We start from the raw sequence: 17,016 nt of genomic DNA, 5'->3' as shown, positions 1-17,016 counted from the left end.
AATATTAATAATGAAAATGTTTACTTTCTTCAATGAAAGGATTTCTTTTAGCAAGCAAAGGAGATTTAGTTAATGCAGTAAATACAACAAATATAAATAAACCTAAGAAGAAAAGAATCGATGCAATTTCAGGAACTCCAATAAACCATTTGTCTCCAACTGTACCCGGCATAATCATATTAAAGAAATCAACATAATGACCTAATAATATTACAATACCTGCCATTACAACAACCCAGTTAAGGCGTTTGAAATCTGTATTGATTAATATTAATAATGGGAAAACAAAGTTCATAACAACCGCTCCAAAGAAAGGAAGGTTATATAATTGAATTCTTGTTACAAAATAAGTTACCTCTTCAGGGATGTTAGCATACCAGATCAACATGAACTGAGAGAACCATAAATAAGTCCAGAATACACTGATACCAAACATGAATTTAGCTAAATCGTGAATATGGCTGTTATTTACATACTCTAAATATCCTTTAGATTTTAAGTAGATCGTAACTAAAGCTATAGTTGTAATACCACTTACAAAGAAAGATGCGAATACATACCAAGCAAATAAAGTACTGAACCAGTGCGGATCAAAAGACATAATCCAATCCCATGCCATGATAGACTCAGAAACGATAAAGAATACTAAGAATCCAGCAGAAGCTTTGAAATTCTTTTTATAGTAAAGATCATCATTAGCCTCATCTTGAGCTAAACAGTTCTTTCTAGAAAAATGACGGTAGATATTCCATCCTAATAAAAAGATAAAAGCTCTTACAATCCAGAAAGGGAAATTTAAATATCCTGATTTTCCAGCAATGATAGCATCATAATTTGGACTACCTGGAACAGTCACATCTTTTCCTAACCATACGAAGATATGATTAAAGTGTAATCCACATAACACTAAAATAATAAAGAAAATTACAGAACCAGCTGGTAAATAAGCTGTGATACCTTGCATTACTCTAAATAATACTGGAGACCAACCTGCTTGAGCAACTTGTTGAATAGCATAAAAAGCTAAAACTCCCATTGAAAGTAGCAAAAAGAAAATACAAGCTACATATACTGCAGACCAAGGCTTATTTTGCAATTGGTGCAATACATGCTTTAAATGTTTTTCGTGCTCATTTGCACCAGAAACTTCAGCATGTCCTGCTGCTTTGTGAGTGTCATGTGATGCTTCAGCAGTCTCATGATGACCTGCTTCTTTGTGAGATGCCTCCGCTTTCTCTTCATGTGCAGCACCATGAGAACCATGTTCATCTGCAGCTAGTATTTTTTCAACTTCTTGAATATCTTTTGGCGCACTTAAAAAACCATACCCAATTCCTAATAAACCAACGGCCATTAAGATGATAGAAAAAGTTTTTAATTTACTTGAAAATGTATACATATCTATTACGATCAGTTTGTTCAACAATTATAATTGGCTTTTTAGTTTCAGAACATAGTCAGCAACTAACCAACGTTCGTGAGCACTTAATTGATTTGCATGTGAACCCATTGCATTTAAACCATAAGTCTCAACGTGAAAGATACTTCCTTCAGTGATTTCTCTGTCTTTATAGCTAGGTACTCCAAGAAATTTCTCTCTTTCAACCAATTTACCTTTACCGTTACCAGTTGCACCATGGCAGCTGATACAGTAAATTTCGAAAAGTTCTTTCCCTTTTCCAGAATTTTTTTCTTCTTCTGTTAAAGGCGATTTCAAATTAGCTTTTGCTAATTCATAACCAGCAGTTGAATTTTCATATTCATAAGGTTCAAAACCTCTATTGATAGTTCCTGCAACAGGAAGCTGTCCTTCTTTTCCTCCCTTAAATACTTTAGCTTCTGTATATGGCTCGTAAGCTACAGACTCATACATATTTGGGAAATACTGATAGTTTGGTGCCGAATTATTGTGGCAAGATGAAACTAAAATAGTTAAACCAACTAATAGTGTTATTTTATATATCTTTTTCATAGCTACAATTAATTCTTTTCAATTACTTTAACTTCAACAGCTCCAGTTCCTTCAAAGAAAGATACTAATTCTGCTTCGTTATCATTTACTGCAACCTCCATTAAAAAGTGATCATCAGTTGTTCTTACATCTGGATTTTCAGCTTCTTTGAAAGGCCATAATCTACTTCTCATATAGAATGTGATTACCATTAAGTGAGCTGCAAAAAATACAGTCATCTCAAACATAATTGGCACGAAAGAAGGCATGTTTTGAATAAAACTAAAACTTGGCTTACCTCCAATATCTTGTGGCCAGTCATGAATCATGATGTAGCTCATCATAGTTGTTGCAACAGAAATACCAACACATCCATATAAAAAAGCACATATTGCTAATCTTGTTGGTGCTAATCCCATGGCTTTATCCAATCCGTGAACCGGGAACGGAGTAAAAACCTCTTCAATATGATGATGAGCAGCTCTAGTTTTCTTTACTGCACTCATCAAAACGTCATCGTCATTATAAATGGCGTATATAACTTTATTACTCATGATGTGAATCTTTACTGTTTGCTCTTTCTCTAATATAATTATCTCCTGTTCCTTTCAAAATTGTTTTAACCTCTGCCTGAGCAATTACAGGGAATGTTCTAGAGTATAATAAAAACAATACAAAGAAGAAACCAATTGTTCCAATGAAAATTCCGATATCAACAAATGTTGGTGAGAACATTGTCCAAGAAGATGGAAGATAATCTCTATGTAAAGAAGTAACAATAATTACAAATCTTTCGAACCACATTCCGATATTTACTACAATCGAAATGATGAATGAGAACATGATACTAGTTCTTAATTTCTTAAACCACATGAACTGAGGAGAGAACACGTTACAAGTCATCATTGACCAATATGCCCACCAGTAAGGTCCAGTAGCTCTGTTTAAGAATGCATATTGCTCATATTCTACTCCTGAATACCAAGCTACGAATAACTCGGTGATATAAGCTACACCAACGATAGATCCTGTAATCATGATAATGATGTTCATTAACTCGATATGCTGTAATGTGATGTATGCCTCAAGATTAGAAACTTTTCTCATAACAATCAACAAGGTATTTACCATCGCGAATCCAGAGAAAACAGCCCCAGCAACGAAGTATGGAGGGAAAATTGTTGTGTGCCATCCAGGGATTACAGAAGTAGCAAAGTCCATAGATACAATTGTGTGTACAGAAAGTACAAGAGGAGTAGCTAAACCAGCTAATACTAAAGATACTTCTTCAAAACGTTGCCAGTCTTTTGCTCTACCGCTCCATCCAAAACTTAAGATAGAATAAACTCTTTTGTTAAATGGAGTTATAGCTCTATCACGAAGCATTGCAAAGTCAGGTAATAAACCAGTCCACCAGAAAACTAATGATACTGAAAGATAAGTTGAAATCGCGAACACGTCCCAAAGTAATGGTGAGTTAAAGTTTACCCAAAGAGATCCAAACTGGTTTGGAATAGGTAATACCCAGTATGCTAACCATGGACGTCCCATGTGAATAATTGGAAATAGACCTGCTTGAACTACTGAGAAGATAGTCATTGCTTCCGCGGAACGGTTAATAGCCATTCTCCAACGTTGACGGAAAAGTAATAATACCGCAGAAATTAATGTTCCGGCGTGACCAATACCTACCCACCAAACGAAGTTAGTGATATCCCAAGCCCAACCAACTGTTTTATTTAATCCCCATGTTCCGATACCGGTAGATACGGTGTAAATTATACAACCTAACCCCCAAAGGAAGGCTACTAATGCGATTGTAAATACAATCCACCATTGTTTATTTGCAGGTCCTTCAACAGGCGCTGCCACATCTACAGTTACATCGTGATATGATTTATCACCTATAACTAAAGGTTTTCTAATGGGTGCTTCGTAATGAGACGACATAATCCTTTATATTGTTTCTTAATTAATAATTTTACTAAGTATTTCTAACTTTTACATGATAGAAAACATTTGGTTTTGTACCCACATGCTCTAATAAGTGATATGCTCTTTCGCTTTCAGCAAGTTTTGCAACTTCACTTTCTTTATCATTTACATCTCCAAAGACCATAGCTCCAGAAGAACAAGCTGCAGAACAAGCACAAGCATTGTTGAACTCATCTTTTGCTACCACTCTACCTTCACGTTTTGCCTGAAGAATTACAGCTTGAGTACTTTGGATACAGAAAGAACATTTTTCCATAACACCACGAGAACGAACGTTTACGTCTGGATTTAATACCATACGACCTAAATCGTCATTCATATGATAATCGAATTCACTATTCTTGTTGTACAAGAACCAGTTGAAACGACGTACTTTATAAGGACAGTTATTTGCACAATAACGAGTACCAACACATCTGTTGTAGGCCATGTGGTTTTGACCTTGACGACCGTGAGATGTAGCAGCTACAGGACAAACTGTTTCACAAGGAGCGTGATTACAGTGTTGACACATTACTGGCTGGAATGCTACTTGTGGATTTTCTCCAGGGTTTTCCATTTCATTAAATGTAGATAATGAACTAGATAAACCAGCGATTCCTTCTTTTCTTTCATTATCACCCTCGAAAGTGCTTTCAGAAGAATAGTATCTATCAATACGTAACCAGTGCATATCACGGCTTCTTCTAACTTCTGCTTTACCTACAACTGGAACGTTGTTCTCAGCATGACATGCAATAACACAAGCACCACATCCAGTACAAGCATTTAAGTCGATTGAAAGATTAAAGTGATGACCAGTTGTACGATCAAATGATTCCCAAAGGTCAACTGTAGAAGCTTCTACTTCTTGGTGATCTAAAGATACCATTGGTTTTTCATTCCAATGTTCTGCATCTTCAGTATTAAATATTTTTAAAGTAGTTTCTTTAATGATATCTCCTCTACCCATTAAAGTTTTCTGACCTTGAACACAAGCAAACTCATGTTCTCCACCAGCTTTAACGATAGAAACAGATTGAACTCCATTAAATCCTTTATATAAAGCGTAAGCATTTAAACCTACTTGCATTTCTTCTTTTAGGGAAGCTTTACGTCCATAACCAACAGCTAAACCAATAGTACCAACCGCTTGACCTGGCTGAACAATAACTGGGACATTTTCTAATTTAACACCATCAGCAGTTGTAATAGTGGCATAACTACCATTTAAACCACCATTTGCAACGATTTCATTTGATAAACCGATTTTTTTTGCATCAGCATTTGAAACTGTAACATAGTTATCCCAAGAAACTCTTGTAATTGGATCTGGAAATTCTTGCAACCAAGGGTTGTTTGCATGTTGTCCATCTCCCATACCTGTTTTAGTGTACAATACTAATTCGTACTCTCCAGCAGATTTAGATTTTGCAACAGCATTTGCAGCAGAAGTAGCATCAATAGCACCTCCAGATAAAGCAACAGATCCAAGAACTGCTACACCATCATGCAATACTTTATTCCAAGAAGATCCCGCAGTAAAAGCTCCAGAATTTACTTTTAAATAATCATAAAAAGTACCAGCAGTACCATTTACTGATAATAAAACATCTTGAAATTGTTTCGTGTTGAAAATAGGGCGAATAGTTGGCTGTGTCAAGCTATATGTTCCACTTGTTATCTCAACATCACCCCAAGACTCTAAGTAGTGAGGAGCCGGAGCAACAACTTTAACAATTGATGCAGTCTCATCTTCTTTCAATGAAAAAGCAACAGAAGTTTCAACTTTTTTCAATCCAGCTACAAAAGCTTCAGAATCAGCTAATGTGTAAACTGGATTTACACCACTCATAATTAAAGTATGAACACTTCCAGCATTCAAATCTTTAATTAACTGTGCAACAACAGCATTAGAACCTTTTCTAATTTGTCTTGCTCCAGCAGTACTAAAAGCTTCACTAGCCAATATTTGATTGATAGCTAAAACTAATAATTGAGCATTTTTATCTTCAATTCCAGATACTAAAACTCCTTTTGATCCAGCAGCTTTAAGCTGTTGTGCAGCTTTTACTACTTCAGCTTTAGCATTTCCTTCTAAAGCCACAGGAACAGAAGCACCTGCAATAATATTATAAATTTGAACTAAAGCTTGTTTTTGAGCAGCTGTAGTCATTGGAACACGCTTATCAGCAGCAGCTCCAGATAATGTCATATTTGATTCAAACTGGAAATGACGAGACATTTTTCCGTTTTGAGGAATACGTCCTTTTGCATATCCAGAATCGTATCCACCACCTTGCCAGTCTCCTAAGAAATCAGCACCAACAGATACAATTAAAGAGGCTTTTGAAAAGTCGTAATCAACCAAAGCTCTTTGTCCGTATACAGCCTCAAAAGCATCTAAAGCTTCAGATGAAGAAACCGCATCATACACTACGTGCTTAGCGTTTGGATTTTTAGCAATAAATTCAGCAATTAATTTCTCTGTAGATGGACTTGCTAAAGTATTCGTTAATAATACAACTTGACCACCTTTAGCTTTTGCATCAGCTAAACTTGATTTGATTCTTAAATCAACAGCAGACCAAGAAGTATTTTTACCATCTACTTTTGGCTCTTTCAAACGACCACTATCATACAATCCTAAGATAGACGCATGAATTCTAGCGTTTGCAGCAAATTTAGCTCCTGCAATTGTATTGTTTTCAATTTTAATTGGACGACCCTCACGAGTTTTAACCAAAAGGTTTGCAAAATCAAAACCATCAAAAACGGTAGTTGCATAATAATCTGCAACACCAGGAATGATTTGCTCTGGTTGTAATACATAAGGGATAGACTTGTGAACAGGACCTTCGCAGGCAGCCAAAGTAACAGCTGCTGTACTAAACCCTACGTACTTTAAAAAGTCACGACGTGAAGTTCCTGATGTAGATAAAGCCTCAGCGTTACCTAAAAACTCATCAGTAGGAATTTCTTCAACAAACTCGTTATTTCTAAGCGCCTCAACAATAGAGCTGTTTTCTAGCTCCTCAACACTTTTCCAGTATTTTTTGTTTGATGACATTGTATATATATATTAAAATCTTAATAAATCGATTAATAGTGGCATTTACCGCATTCTAAACCTCCCATTTGCGCTGCAGTTAATTTCTCTACACCGTATTTTTTAGAAAGTTCAGCATGAATCTTATCATAGTAAGCGTTACCTTCCATCTTAACATCAGTTTTTCTATGGCAATCAACACACCATCCCATTGTTAATTTAGAGTACTGCTTCATGATTTCAAATTCCTGCACTGGTCCGTGACAAGTTTGACATTCAATTCCAGCAACAGAAACGTGTTGTGAGTGATTGAAATAAACAAAATCCGGAAGATTATGAATACGAACCCATTTTACAGGCATTGTTTTTCCAGTATAAGCCTGTTTAGTCTTATCCCATCCAACAGCATCATATAATTTTTGGATTTGAGCATCGTAAAATGCTTTGCTGTACTCAGGAGTAGCAGTAGTTTCAGCAACTTCAGAAATATTTTTATGACAGTTCATACAAACATTTAATGAAGGAATACCAGCTGTTTTACTTACACGAGCAGCAGAGTGGCAATATTTACAATTGATTTCGTTATCACCAGCGTGAATTTTGTGAGAGTAGTGAATTGGCTGAATTGGCTCATAATTCTGATCTACACCTACCTGCATCAAATAACCGTAAACAAAATAACCACTTGCCAAAAGCAAAAAGATTGCAGTTACTAAAACCAAGAATTGGTTTTTAACAAAAGCTTTCCAGATTGGAAGCCTAGCTTCTTTTGGAGCTACCTCAATACCGTTTTTGTTTGCAACTTTAGTTAATACTTTGTTCACCATGAACAACATCACAACCAAAATAGCCATTACAAGAGCTAAAGCTCCTAAAATAATATTGTTTGAAATTCCACCACCATCAACTTTTTGCCCTGGAGGAACAGTTCCAGGAGTTACAGCAGGTTCAGCTTTAGGCTGAGAAGTATAAGCTAAAATATTATCAATATCTCCTTCAGACAATTGAGGAAAAGAAGTCATAACAGCTTTGTTATTTTCCTCAAAAAGTTTAACAGCAACAGGATCACCTGACTTAATCATGTCAGAACTGTTATGCACCCACTTGTAAATCCAAGCTTTATCATGCTTATCAGCAACTCCTCGCAAAGCAGGACCAGTTGATTTAGCATCTAATTTGTGACATGCAGCGCAATTTGCATTAAAAAGTTCCTTCCCTTTTACTGGATCACCGCCTCCCGCAGCTGGAGCAGCAGCCGCAGCTTCAGGTGCCGCTGGAGCAGCAGCAGGATCTTGAGCGAATGAAGTTAGGGAGAAAATTAACGTCAGCGATAAGCCAAACAGCAATTTTCTTGAGATCGAATTATGGTTACCCACCTTTTTCATATAGTATAAATAATTGTCTACTAATTTTTGGTATGATTTTTTCTGTACTAAACTCAGGAAAAATCTACACCCTCTTTTAAAACTTGCACAAAAATACGACTTATGAACTATTCTCAAAACCTTAAAATACCCTTAAATATCAATTTATATCAATTCTAAATAATATTAAAATTTTACACTAAAACTTTAAATAGTATTTTTGCATAAAAACCATCACATTATGAGAATTTTAAGTCCTTCAAAAAACCTTTTATTAACAATTGCAACAATTGCATTTACACACAATATTAGCGCCCAAGACCAAAATTTAACATTGAACCAAGATCCTAAATTTGAGCAATTGTTAAACGAGAAGCGTAAAATTAACACGTCAATAAATACAAACGATACTTACAGAATCCAGATCTTCAGCGGCAAAAGCGATGAAGCAAAAAAGACACTTACCGATTTCAAGAGAGAGAATCCTAGTATTGATGGAACCATCATTTTTAGCACACCGAACTACAAAGTAATAGTAGGAAACTTTAAAACCAGAATTGAGGCCGAGAGAAATCTAGCCGAAATTAAAAACAGGTACAAAAGCGTTTTCCTTTTAAAACCTGGAAAATAAATCAAAATAAAAAAGCGAGATATTCATCTCGCTTTTTTATTATCCTAAAATCTAAGAAAGGGTCTTTTTAGATTTTATTATTTAAAAAAACAACTTTAATTCACAACCTTAATTCCAGTTGCTAAAAAGCGTATTTCTTCCTTAGGAACACTTATCGCATCTATTTCAGCCTTCGATTTTTTAGCATCTTTCGCATAATGTCTTAACTCCTCTACAGAGGTAATTTTCCTTTCTGCCGCACCCTCCAAAACAACATTTTTCCCTTTGGCTGCAGTTGGCACAAAAAAAGCATAGTCCTTCATTTTCACAAAAAAGGAAGAGCCATCTTCTGTTTTAAGACTGATCCAGCAACCTCTTTTTGGACACACACCAGTCACTTCTCTCTTCACAGCAATGTTTTCTATTTTACCACTATCTTTCAGCTTATCCTCCAATTTCAAAACGGAAATTGCATTATTTACAGACACACTCGAAATAGCTGCTCCATAATAATCCCCAACCAATGCATTACCAGGTGGCGGTGCTGGCTTCTCAACATCTTCTTGCGCAAAACAAAAAGAAGAAAAACTTAAAAACAAAACAGCAGTATATTTCCCTAATTTCATAATGTATTAATTTAATTCAAATCAAAAATAAGATTAAAATCCGACAATCAATTATTACAAACTATTTTATAAATGACTCCATAAAAAAAGTCCCAACTTTCGTCGGGACTTTTTAAGCATATTTTATTAAATATTATTTCAATTTCTTTTTGATAGCTACTTCGTGGTAAGCTTCAATAACATCATTGATTTCGATATCATTAAATCCTTTAATTTGAATACCACAATCATAACCCTTAGTCACCTCTTTAACATCATCTTTGAAACGTTTTAAAGCAACCAATTCACCTGTATGAACCACAACTCCATCTCTAATAACTCTAATCTTAGAAGTTCTTAAGATTTTACCATCTGTTACCATACATCCAGCAATTGAGCCCACTTTAGAAATTTTGAAAATCTCACGAATTTCGGCATTTCCTAAAACCTCTTCTTTCATCTCTGGCGCCAACATTCCTTCCATTGCATCTTTCAAGTCATCGATAGCCGCATAGATGATAGAATAGTAACGGATATCAATTTCTTCCTTATCAGCAAGCTGTCTAGCGTTTCCTGCAGGACGAACATTAAATCCAATAATAATCGCATCAGATGCAGAAGCCAAGTTAACATCAGTTTCTGTAATTGCTCCAACTCCTTTATGAATAATATTAATCTGAACTTCTTCCGTAGAAAGTTTAGAGAACGAATCAGAAAGTGCCTCAACAGATCCATCAACGTCTCCTTTAAGAATTACATTCAACTCTTTAAATTGACCAAGAGCAATACGACGACCAATTTCATCCAGCGTAATATGTCTTTGTGTACGAACCGATTGTTCACGCATTAATTGAGAACGTTTAGACGCAATTTGTTTTGCTTCTTTTTCATCTTCAAATACATTGAACTTATCACCAGCTGTAGCCGCACCATCTAAACCTAAAACCGACACTGGAGTTGAAGGACCCGCTTCTAAAACAATGTGACCTCTTTCATCATGCATAGCTTTCACTTTTCCATGATGTTTTCCAGCCAGCATATAATCTCCAATTTTCAAAGTACCTTGCTGTACTAGAATTGTAGACACATATCCTTTTCCTTTATCTAAGTAAGCCTCAACAACAGTACCTTGAGCCGCTTTATTTGGATTTGCTTTTAAATCTAAAATCTCAGCTTCTAATAAAACTTTCTCTAATAATTCTTTAACCCCTGTTCCAACTTTTGCAGAAATATCATGTGACTGAATTTTCCCACCCCAATCTTCAACAAGTAAATTCATACCAGCCAAACGCTCTTTAATCTTATCAACATTCGCATTTGGTTTATCAATTTTATTGATTGCAAATATAATTGGAACTCCTGCCGCTTGTGCGTGAGAAATCGCTTCTTTTGTTTGTGGCATGATATCATCATCCGCCGCTACTACAATAATTGCTATATCAGTAACTTGAGCTCCACGTGCACGCATCGCGGTAAACGCCTCGTGACCTGGAGTATCTAAGAATGCAATTTTCTGTCCATTATCTAAAGTAACTCCGTATGCTCCAATATGCTGTGTAATACCTCCGGACTCACCAGCAATAACATTTTCTTTACGAATATAATCCAGCAAAGATGTCTTACCGTGGTCAACGTGACCCATTACAGTAACAATTGGCGCTCTAGTTACTAAATCTTCTTCTCTATCTTCTACAACTTCAATCGCTTCTTCGATATCCACCGTAATAAATTCTACATCATAACCAAACTCATCGGCAACGATAGTTAAAGTTTCAGCATCTAAACGCTGATTCATGGTTACCATGATCCCAAGAGACATACAAGTTCCAATTACTTTAGTAATCGGCACATCCATCATGATGGCAATTTCCCCCACTGTAACAAATTCCGTAACCTTAATAGTTTTACTTCCTTCGTCAAGAGCTCTTTGCTCGTCATCAGATTTCTGGCGGTGCGTCTCCCTTTTATCTCTTCTATATTTTGCCGCTTTAGACTTCCCTCCTTTACCTTGAAGTTTTTCAAGAGTTTCTCTAATTTGGTTTTTTACTTCTTCTTCTGTAGGCTCAACTTTAGCCACAATTGCAGGACGGTTTCCTTTCACAAAACCTGGTCTCTGACTTCTGTTAGCATTAAAACCACCACCATTATTATTTGGCGTAATCTTATTTGGATTTGGCGTTCCAGGCGCATTATTATTACCTGTAGCAGGTTTTTGCGTTCCAGGCGCACCTGGTTTAGGAGCGATTCTTTTACGCTTATTTTTATTAGTGTTATTATTATTACCAACCCCCGGAGTTCCTGGTTTGTTTTGAGCCGCTTTAGGATCCTCTTTCTTTTTCTTAGGCTTATTAAATTGAGATAAATCAATTGTTTGACCTGTTAACGTAGTTCCTGAAAGTTTTTGATATTGAGTAGTAATAGTCTCTTCCGAAGTTGTTGGATCAGTCGACACAATAGGCTCCTGCGCAACTCTAGAAGATTCTGCTTTAACTTCTTTTTTCTCAGTAATAATAGGTTCGTCCTTTTTAGTTTCTGAAACCGGCTGTACCACAACTGGCTCAGCTTTTACAGTTTCATTCTGAACAGGTTTTTCTGTTTGCGCAGGCGCAACAACAGCTTTCGGCTCTTCAACTTTAGCTGTTTCCTCAGAAGGAGCAACTGCAGGTTTTTTCGGATTTAGGTCAATTTTACCAACTTGCACAGGCCCAGAAACAACCGCTCTCGCTTTGATTATTTCCTGCTGTTTTTGACGCTCTTCTTCTTGTCTGCGTTTGTCTTCAATTTCTTTCTCACGCTCTACACGTAATGCTTCTTTTTCTTTTCTTTTCTCTTCCCCAACTTCTTTAGAAGCCTCCTTATTCCCCTTATCGCCCGCAAATTGGCTTTGAAGGATATTAAACTCGCTATCAGAAATTTTTGCATTTGGATTTGCATCAATAGCAATTCCTTTATCTTTTAGATAATCTACAGCTCTTTCTAACGAAATATTTAATTCCCTTAAAACCTTGTTTATTCTTATTACTCTCTCTTCAGACATATAACCTTTTTATTATTACCTTTTTCGTTGTGTTGTTAGAGCAGACATTCAGCTATTGCTTAACTATCAAACTCTTCTTTTAGTATTTTCATAACATCTAGAATTGTTTCCTCTTCTAAATCTGTTCTTCTTACTAAATCTTCTACATCGTGTTTCAAGATACTTTTCGCAGTATCTAAACCGATTTTTGCAAACTCTTCAATTACCCATTCTTCGATCTCATCTGAGAACTCTGTTAATTCAACATCGTCTTCATCTGCAACAGTACCAGCAACATCTCCTTCACGAATAACATCTAATTCATAACCTGTCAATTGACCTGCTAATTTGATATTGTGACCACCTCTACCAATTGCTTTAGAAACCTCTTCTAATTTCAAGAATACTTCAGCGCGTTTGCTATCTTCATCGATTTTGATAGAAGAAACTTTAGCAGGACTTAAAGCTCTTGTAATAAATAATTGAATATTGTTTGTATAATTGATTACATCAATATTTTCATTTCCTAACTCGCGAACAATTCCGTGAATACGAGAACCTTTCATTCCCACACAAGCCCCAACTGGATCAATTCTATCATCATAAGAATCTACCGCCACTTTTGCTTTTTCACCTGGAATACGAACTACATTTTTAACCGTAATTAATCCGTCGAAAACTTCCGGAATTTCTTGTTCAAATAATTTCTCTAAGAACTTTTCTGAAGTTCTAGACATAATAATCTGAGGTTTGTTTCCTTTTAATTCAACGCTTTCAATAATTCCACGAACATTATCTCCTTTACGGAAAAAGTCAGATGGAATTTGTTTTTCTTTTGGAAGCACAATTTCATTTCCTTCATCATCAACCAAGATTACAACTCTTGGACGCACATGATGTACCTCTGCTGTATAAATATCACCGATAATATCTTTAAATTGTTTATAAAGATTAGTATTATCGTGTTCGTGAATTTTAGATATTAAGTTTTGACGAAGTGCTAAAATAGCTCTTCTTCCTAAATCAATCAATTTAACTTCTTCAGAAACCTCTTCGCCAATTTCAAAATCCGCCTCAATCATTCTTGCTTCCGTCAAGGTAATTTCTTCGTTTTCAAAATCAAGATCTTCATCAGCAACGATTACTCTTCTTCTCCATATCTCCATATCTCCTTTATCAGGATTTATAATAATATCAAAGTTATCATCAGATCCGTATTTTTTTTTCAATGCATTTCTAAACACATCCTCTAAAATTGCCATAAGCGTTACACGATCAATAAGTTTATTATCTTTAAACTCTGAGAATGAATCGATTAATGCTAAATTTTCCATGCGAATTCTTTAATTAAAATTAAAATGTTACCGTAACAACTGCCTCTTTAATTTCTGTATAAGGTATTTGTTGCTCTTTTTGAACTGTTTCTTTTCCTTTTCCTACTTTTTTCGGTTCTCTTGCTTTCCAAGACAAAATTATAAAAACATCGTTAGCTTCTATCAATTCTGCTTCGATTTTTTCAGTATTTGTAGTAACAATCAGCGTTCTACCTATATTTTTCTTGTATTGTCTTATCAATTTCAAAGGCGACCCTACTCCAACTGACGCCACTTCTAAAGAGAAATCCTGCTCTTCACGATCCAGATTATTCTCAATTGCACGACTTATGTCTATACAATCCTGAAGCGCCACCCCATTATCCCCGTCTAAACCAACACTAATTTTAAAAGAATCCGAAACCGCCAAATCAATCAAAAAGACTGATGGTTTTTCCAGAAGAGCTTCTGTAATTAATCCGTTTACTTTTTCTTTAAATGTCATAATTTTATAAAAAGAGGGGACACTTAGTCCCCTCATTATTTAGATTTTAATAAATAACAGTGCAAATATAGTGTTTTTTTTATAAATCAAATAAATAGATTGCTCTAAAAATATTTCTTACCTTTATAATAGCATTCAAAAAATGAATTATTCATATTATTAACCCTCAAAATCATGAAACGAATTTTAGTACCTACCGATTTTTCAGAACATGCAGAAGACGCTCTAAAAGTTGCTGCTCAAATCGCAAAAAAAAACAATTCAGAAATCATTATCCTGCACATGCTTGAATTACCGCATCAATCAAATGATGCAATTTTAGGAGGAATCAGCATTCCTGAAAGCATGCTTTTTATGAAAAAAGCCAACGAAATGCTAGATAAAGTTTCCGAAAAACCTTATTTAGATGGAATAGAGGTTACTGAAATCGTAAAAATGGACAAACCTATACACGGCATTACACAAATCAGCAAAGAACACAATATTGATTTAATTGTAATGGGATCACACGGATCTTCTGGTGTGGAAGAATTACTAATTGGATCTAATACCGAAAAAGTAGTCCGTAATTCAGAAATTCCAGTTTTAGTAATTAAAAAAGACATTACTGACTTTAACGTCGCTAATGTTGTATTTGCATCTGATTTTTCTGAAGAAGCAAAAAAACCATTCGAAAAACTTTTAAACTTCACTCAATTATTTGACTCAAAAATACATCTTGTCAACATTTGCACACCAAATAGCTTTAAACCAACACATATCGCAGAAGAAGCCATTAATGAGTTCGTAGATCAATTTAACATCAGTAATTATACCACTCAAATTTACAACGACACCAATATAGAAAAAGGAATTATTAATTTCGCCAACAGAATTAATGCCGATTTAATCGGAATGTGCACGCACGGCAGAACTGGTTTTGCACATTTCTTTAACGGAAGCATCAGCGAAGGATTAGTTAATCATGCCGTAAGACCTGTAATTACTTTAAAAATATAAAGAGCACAAAACCCAAATAACAGAAAAGCTTCTCAATCGAGAGGCTTTTTTTTTACACAATTACTTTCTCAAAATTCCAGCAACCAAAAATGAGCTTTTCAACAAAGTTTATTTGAGCTTTTCAACAAAGCCAAATACTCAATTAATAGAGAAATTTGTCAAATAAAAATTCATTAAAAACTACAACATGAAAACAATAGACAAAATTTACATTAACGGAGAATTTGTTACCCCAAAAGGAGCTGAATATTTCGATCTTATCAGTCCAACAACAAATGAAAAACTTGGAAAAGTACTTTTAGGAAATACCGAAGACACTCAAAACGCAATTAATGCCGCTAAAACTGCATTCAAAACTTTTTCAAAAACAACAATAAACGAAAGAATTCAACATCTTGAAAATATTAAAATCGCAATTGAAAAAAGAAAAGACGAATTTATAAATGTAGTTACCGAAGAATACGGGGGAACATTTCAATTCGCCGCCAACAGCTTCATTTATATGCAAAAAAGTTTCGACTCAGCAATTCAATTACTAAAAACATACGATTTCACTAAAACAATGGGAGAATCCGAAGTTCAAATGACACCGGTTGGAGTAGTCGGTATCATTATTCCATGGAATTCAAGCAACGGTTTTATCTGCAGCAAACTTTCAACCGCAATTGCAGCAGGATGCACGGTTGTAATTAAACCAAGCGAAATGAGCGCACAGCAAACACAATTAATTACAGAATGCTTACACGAAGCTAAACTTCCAAAAGGCGTTTTTAATATTGTAAACGGCTTAGGAGAAATAGTCGGAGCCGAAATAAGCCGCAATCCCGATATTGCCAAAATTTCTTTCACAGGATCAACAACTGTTGGAAAAATCATTGCAAAAGAAGCTGTCAACACCATGAAACGAGTTACATTAGAACTTGGCGGAAAATCTCCAAACATTATTTTAGACGATGCAGATTTCCCTAAAGCCATTCCATTAGCAGTAATTGCTGCGTTCATGAACAGCGGACAAGCTTGTATCGCAGGAACAAGATTATTGATCCCAGAAAACAAATTAGAAGAAACCAAAACCATTATTAAAGAAGTTATTTCAAACACAATAGTCGGCGATCCCAAAAAACCAAATACAGCAGTTGGCCCAATGGTAAGCACAAAACAATTCGACCGTGTTCAGGATTATATTCAAATTGGAATTAATGAAGGCGCAGAAATTTTAACTGGCGGATTGGGAAAACCTGAAGGATTGGAAAAAGGAAATTTTGTAAAACCAACTGTTTTTATCAACGTAAACAACAAAATGCGAATCGCGCAAGAAGAAATATTCGGCCCAGTATTATCTATTATCACTTATAAAACAGAAGAAGAAGCAATTGAGATTGCCAACGACACCAATTACGGACTACAAGCTTACGTAAGTTCATCCAATACAAAAAGAGCACATTTTGTTGCTTCTCAAATTAACGCAGGAAGAGTTCAAATAAACAGAATCAGCCATGACCCAATGGCTCCGTTTGGAGGATTTAAACAATCTGGAATTGGCCGTGAATTTGGAGTATTAGGACTTGAAGCTTATTTAGAACCAAAAGCATTAATTCAACAAAAATAATTTTACAGATCCGGAAGTTTT

General features: G+C 35.4%; 13 protein-coding genes. 3 read left to right on the top strand and 10 right to left on the bottom strand.

Going from position 1 to position 17,016, the window contains the following annotated elements; translation table 11 throughout:
* Positions 1-4: 4 nt before the first annotated feature.
* The 6 genes from P2W65_RS08620 to P2W65_RS08595 are packed head-to-tail and all read right to left on the bottom strand — an operon-like array spanning position 5 to position 8,359.
* Positions 5-1,399, bottom strand: a complete 1,395-nt coding sequence (locus P2W65_RS08620; RefSeq protein WP_289664909.1) for a cation-translocating P-type ATPase — start codon at positions 1,397-1,399, stop codon at positions 5-7.
* Positions 1,400-1,426: 27 nt separating this feature from the next.
* Positions 1,427-1,972 (bottom strand): c-type cytochrome, encoded by a 546-nt coding sequence (locus P2W65_RS08615; RefSeq protein WP_289664908.1) that lies wholly within the window; start codon positions 1,970-1,972, stop codon positions 1,427-1,429.
* An 8-nt stretch (positions 1,973-1,980) separates the two neighbouring features.
* Positions 1,981-2,505, bottom strand: a complete 525-nt coding sequence (locus tag P2W65_RS08610) for a DUF3341 domain-containing protein (RefSeq protein WP_109191793.1) — start codon at positions 2,503-2,505, stop codon at positions 1,981-1,983.
* Positions 2,498-3,901, bottom strand: a complete 1,404-nt coding sequence (gene nrfD, locus P2W65_RS08605; protein ID WP_109191792.1) for an NrfD/PsrC family molybdoenzyme membrane anchor subunit — start codon at positions 3,899-3,901, stop codon at positions 2,498-2,500. Before nrfD ends, P2W65_RS08610 begins: the two co-directional genes overlap by 8 nt.
* Before the next feature lie 34 nt (positions 3,902-3,935).
* A complete protein-coding gene (locus tag P2W65_RS08600; RefSeq protein ID WP_289664906.1) occupies positions 3,936-6,995 on the bottom strand; it encodes a TAT-variant-translocated molybdopterin oxidoreductase in 3,060 nt (1,019 codons plus the stop codon).
* 32 nt (positions 6,996-7,027) lie between these two features.
* On the bottom strand, positions 7,028-8,359 hold the full coding sequence (locus tag P2W65_RS08595; RefSeq protein WP_289664904.1) for a c-type cytochrome: 1,332 nt from the start codon (positions 8,357-8,359) through the stop codon (positions 7,028-7,030).
* A 220-nt stretch (positions 8,360-8,579) separates the two neighbouring features.
* On the opposite strand from P2W65_RS08595, the gene P2W65_RS08590 reads away from it, so the two are divergent.
* Positions 8,580-8,969, top strand: a complete 390-nt coding sequence (locus P2W65_RS08590) for an SPOR domain-containing protein (protein WP_289664903.1) — start codon at positions 8,580-8,582, stop codon at positions 8,967-8,969.
* 95 nt (positions 8,970-9,064) lie between these two features.
* Here P2W65_RS08590 and P2W65_RS08585 read toward each other — a convergent pair whose 3' ends face one another.
* The 4 genes from P2W65_RS08585 to rimP all read right to left on the bottom strand — a co-directional run bounded on the left by P2W65_RS08585 (position 9,065) and on the right by rimP (position 14,387).
* Positions 9,065-9,574 (bottom strand): DUF4920 domain-containing protein, encoded by a 510-nt coding sequence (locus P2W65_RS08585; RefSeq protein WP_289664901.1) that lies wholly within the window; start codon positions 9,572-9,574, stop codon positions 9,065-9,067.
* Between the two features lie 133 nt (positions 9,575-9,707).
* The gene (gene infB, locus P2W65_RS08580) at positions 9,708-12,590 is read right to left on the bottom strand and encodes a translation initiation factor IF-2 (protein WP_289664899.1); all 2,883 of its coding nucleotides are present in this window, start codon (positions 12,588-12,590) and stop codon (positions 9,708-9,710) included.
* A 59-nt stretch (positions 12,591-12,649) separates the two neighbouring features.
* On the bottom strand, positions 12,650-13,903 hold the full coding sequence (gene nusA / locus P2W65_RS08575; RefSeq protein ID WP_289664897.1) for a transcription termination factor NusA: 1,254 nt from the start codon (positions 13,901-13,903) through the stop codon (positions 12,650-12,652).
* Between the two features lie 19 nt (positions 13,904-13,922).
* The gene (gene rimP, locus P2W65_RS08570; RefSeq protein ID WP_229354743.1) at positions 13,923-14,387 is read right to left on the bottom strand and encodes a ribosome assembly cofactor RimP; all 465 of its coding nucleotides are present in this window, start codon (positions 14,385-14,387) and stop codon (positions 13,923-13,925) included.
* Positions 14,388-14,561: 174 nt separating this feature from the next.
* On the opposite strand from rimP, the gene P2W65_RS08565 reads away from it, so the two are divergent.
* A complete protein-coding gene (locus tag P2W65_RS08565) occupies positions 14,562-15,386 on the top strand; it encodes a universal stress protein (RefSeq protein ID WP_289664895.1) in 825 nt (274 codons plus the stop codon).
* Positions 15,387-15,573: 187 nt separating this feature from the next.
* Positions 15,574-16,995 carry an aldehyde dehydrogenase family protein gene (locus tag P2W65_RS08560; protein ID WP_289664893.1) on the top strand — a complete coding sequence of 474 codons (1,422 nt, stop codon included), beginning with the start codon at positions 15,574-15,576 and terminating at the stop codon, positions 16,993-16,995.
* The last annotated feature ends 21 nt before the right edge of the window (positions 16,996-17,016 follow it).

It is taken from the genome of Flavobacterium panacagri (assembly GCF_030378165.1).
In the GTDB taxonomy this organism is placed as follows: domain Bacteria; phylum Bacteroidota; class Bacteroidia; order Flavobacteriales; family Flavobacteriaceae; genus Flavobacterium; species Flavobacterium panacagri.
This window is presented reverse-complemented; position numbering and strand designations above follow the sequence as displayed.